This window comes from Polaromonas aquatica (assembly GCF_042659145.1).
Lineage (GTDB): Bacteria > Pseudomonadota > Gammaproteobacteria > Burkholderiales > Burkholderiaceae_C > Polaromonas > Polaromonas aquatica.
On sequence record NZ_JBHSRS010000061.1, the window covers coordinates 1 to 3,734 of the forward strand.

2 protein-coding genes are annotated in these 3,734 nt (G+C 59.8%); both read left to right on the plus strand.

Annotated features, from left to right (window positions below):
* The first annotated feature begins 85 nt into the window (after positions 1-85).
* Entirely contained in the window at positions 86-643 is a 558-nt protein-coding gene (locus tag ACFQND_RS12485; protein ID WP_371435576.1) for a recombinase family protein, read from the plus strand.
* A gap of 2 nt (positions 644-645) precedes the next feature.
* Positions 646-3,618 (plus strand): Tn3 family transposase, encoded by a 2,973-nt coding sequence (locus ACFQND_RS12490; protein ID WP_377413693.1) that lies wholly within the window; start codon positions 646-648, stop codon positions 3,616-3,618.
* The last annotated feature ends 116 nt before the right edge of the window (positions 3,619-3,734 follow it).

Genomic DNA, 3,734 nt, shown 5'->3' on the forward strand with positions numbered 1-3,734 from the left:
ATCAACGATCTACCCACACCACCCCCGCGCCAGTGCTGGGTTTGCGAACCGCCAGTTATTGCACTGAAAACGAGGGGACCCCATCTTGCAAGGTCAACGTATCGGCTACGTCCGCGTCAGCAGCTTCGACCAGAACCCTGATCGACAACTGGAACAAACTGAAGTTGGCAAGGTATTCACCGACAAGGCTTCAGGCAAGGACACGCAACGTCCCGAACTTGAAAGGCTGCTGGCCTTCGTCCGCGAGGGCGATACCGTGGTGGTGAATAGCATGGACAGACTGGCACGCAACCTTGATGACCTGCGCCGCATCGTTCAAGGGCTTACCCAACGGGGCGTGCGCATGGAATTCGTCAAAGAAGGGCTGACTTTCACCGGCGAGGACTCACCGATGGCCAATCTGATGCTGTCGGTCATGGGGGCCTTTGCTGAGTTCGAGCGCGCTCTGATTCGCGAACGCCAGCGCGAGGGAATCGTGCTAGCCAAGCAGCGCGGTGCCTACCGGGGACGAAAGAAATCGCTGAACAGCGAACAAATTGCCGAGTTGAAACGGCGAGTCGCGGCAGGCGATCAAAAAACCTTGGTGGCCCGTGATTTCGGCATCAGCCGCGAAACCTTGTACCAGTACCTGCGGGAAGACTGACCATGCCGCGCCGCTCAATCCTATCCGCCTCCGAGCGCGAAAGCCTGCTGGCACTGCCAGATACCAAAGACGAACTGATCCGTTACTACACGTTCAACGAAACCGACCTCTCGGTGATTCGTCAGCGTCGCGGCGCTGCGAATCGATTGGGCTTCGCTGTGCAGCTTTGCTACTTGCGATTCCCTGGCATCTTCTTGGGCGTCGATGAACCTCCGTTTCCGCCCTTGTTGCGCATGGTGGCCACGCAACTCAAGGTGCCAGTGGAAAGTTGGAACGAGTACGGCCAGCGCGAGCAGACACGGCGGGAGCACTTGGTCGAGCTGCAAACGGTGTTTGGGTTCAAGCCCTTCACTATGAGCCACTACCGGCAAGCCGTGCATACATTGACCGAGCTGGCCTTGCAAACAGACAAAGGGATTGTGCTGGCCAGCACCCTTGTCGAAAACCTGCGGCGGCAGAGCATCATCTTACCCGTCATGAATGCCATCGAGCGCGCAAGCGCCGAGGCCATCACCCGTGCCAACCGGCGTATTTACGCGGCGCTAACCGATTCTTTGTTATCACCCCACCGTCAGTGCCTGGACGAACTTCTCAAGCGCAAGGACGGCAGCAAAGTGACGTGGCTGGCGTGGCTGCGCCAATCGCCTGCAAAACCGAACTCGCGCCACATGCTGGAACACATCGAGCGCCTCAAAGCCTGGCAGGCACTCGACCTACCAGATGGCATCGAGCGGCAGGTTCACCAGAACCGCTTGCTCAAGATCGCCCGCGAGGGTGGCCAGATGACGCCCGCAGACCTGGCCAAGTTCGAGTCGCAGCGACGCTATGCCACCTTGGTAGCACTGTCCATCGAAGGCATGGCCACCGTCACCGATGAAATCATCGACCTGCACGACCGCATTATCGGCAAGCTGTTCAACGCGGCCAAGAACAAGCATCAGCAGCAGTTCCAGGCTTCCGGCAAGGCGATCAATGACAAGGTGCGGCTGTATGGACGCATCGGCCAAGCCTTGATCGAAGCCAAGCAAAACGGCGGCGATCCGTTCGCCGCCATCGAAGCGGTCATGCCGTGGGACACCTTCGCCGCCAGCGTCACCGAGGCGCAAACACTGGCGCGGCCTGCGGATTTTGACTTCCTGCACCACATCGGCGAAAGCTATGCCACGCTGCGCCGCTACGCGCCGCAGTTCCTGGACGTGCTCAAACTGCGGGCCGCGCCCGCCGCCAAGGGTGTGCTCGATGCCATCGACGTGCTGCGCAGAATGAACAGCGACAGCGCGCGCAAGGTGCCCGCCGACGCGCCAACCGCATTCATCAAGCCACGCTGGGCCAAACTAGTTCTGACCGACGAGGGCATCGACCGGCGTTACTACGAGTTATGCGCGCTGTCGGAACTGAAGAACGCGCTGCGCTCAGGCGACGTGTGGGTGCAAGGCTCGCGCCAGTTCAAAGACTTCGACGAATACTTGGTGCCGGTGGAGAAGTTCGTCACTCTGAAGCTGGCCAGCGAATTGCCGCTGGCCGTGGCCACCGACTGCGATCAGTACCTGCGTGAACGGCTGGAATTGTTGGAGGCGCAACTCGCCACCGTCAACCGTATGGCGGCGGCCGATGATCTGCCAGACGCCATCATCACCACCGCATCGGGCCTGAAGATTACGCCGTTGGACGCGGCGGTGCCCGATGCTGCGCAAGCCCTGATCGACCAGACGGCCATGATCCTGCCACACCTCAAGATTACCGAGCTGCTGATGGAGGTCGATGAGTGGACGGGCTTCACCCGCCACTTCACGCACCTGAAGACCGGCGACACCGCCAAGGACAAAACCTTGCTGATGACGACGATCCTGGCCGATGCGATCAACCTAGGCTTGACCAAAATGGCCGAATCCTGCCCCGGCACAACGTATGCCAAGCTGTCCTGGTTGCAAGCCTGGCACGTCCGCGACGAAACTTATTCAACAGCGCTGGCCGAGCTGGTGAACGCGCAGTTTCGGCAACCCTTCGCCGGAAACTGGGGCGACGGCACCACGTCATCGTCGGACGGCCAGAATTTCCGAACTGGAAGCAAGGCCGAGAGTACCGGCCACATCAACCCGAAATACGGCAGCAGCCCTGGGCGGACGTTTTATACCCATATCTCCGACCAGTACGCACCCTTCAGTGCCAAGGTGGTCAATGTCGGTGTGCGCGATTCGACCTATGTGCTCGATGGCCTGCTGTACCACGAGTCGGACTTACGCATCGAGGAACACTACACCGATACGGCAGGCTTCACCGATCATGTGTTTGGCCTGATGCACTTGCTGGGATTCCGGTTTGCGCCGCGCATTCGTGACCTGGGCGACACCAAGCTGTTTATCCCCAAGGGCGATACTGCCTACGACGCACTCAAGCCGATGATTAGCAGCGACAGGCTGAACATCAAGGCTATTCGCGCCCATTGGGATGAAATCCTACGGCTGGCCACTTCGATCAAGCAGGGTACGGTGACGGCCTCGCTGATGCTGCGCAAGCTCGGCAGCTATCCGCGCCAAAACGGCTTGGCCGTCGCCCTGCGCGAGCTGGGGCGCATCGAGCGCACGCTGTTCATTTTGGATTGGCTGCAAAGCGTGGAGCTGCGCCGCCGCGTCCATGCGGGGCTGAATAAAGGCGAGGCGCGCAACGCGCTGGCCAGGGCGGTTTTCTTCTACCGATTGGGTGAAATCCGCGACCGTAGTTTTGAACAGCAGCGCTACCGGGCCAGCGGCCTCAATCTGGTGACGGCGGCCATCGTGTTGTGGAACACGGTCTATCTGGAGCGTGCCACCAGTGCTTTGCGTGGCAACGGCACGGCGCTGGACGACACGTTGTTGCAATATCTGTCGCCGCTGGGGTGGGAGCACATCAATCTGACTGGCGATTACCTATGGCGCAGCAGCGCCAAGGTCGGTGCGGGGAAGTTCAGGCCATTGCGACCGCTGCCACCGGCTTAGCGTGCTTTATTTTCCGTTTTCTGAGACGACCCCTTGTCAAACTCCATTACGCCACTGACTGAAAATATGTAGTCGAACTTGTTTTCCGGAAAGACGGCAAAAGGACGACTCGCGTC